Source organism: Burkholderia sp. AW33-5, from assembly GCF_053427615.1.
In genome coordinates this window covers 1-253 of record NZ_JBSAXA010000137.1, presented here as the reverse complement: position 1 = coordinate 253, position 253 = coordinate 1, and the positions used below count along the sequence as shown (strand labels likewise).

Genomic DNA, 253 nt, shown 5'->3' with positions numbered 1-253 from the left:
TCCGAAGATCTTCGCGCTCGACCTCGACCAGGGCCTGCGGATCTTCCTCGAGGAAATGGGCGCGCTCTACTACACGTTGCGCGAAGGCGAGCCGACCGGCCTTGCGCCGTTCGGCCTGCCCGACACGAAGCGCAATCGCGCGCATCTGTACGACCTGGTCGGCGCCTGCTGCCGCGACGAGAACGGCAAGCTCAGCGCCGACGATCAGCGTCAGATCAAGCACGCGGTCGACACGGTGATGGCGCTGGAGAAC

Annotated in this window: 1 pseudogene; it reads left to right on the top strand. The window is 66.0% G+C overall.

Annotation, left to right across the window (positions count from 1 at the left end):
- Positions 1–253 (top strand): annotated as a pseudogene (locus ACV22V_RS32715) (transporter); the annotation flags it as partial.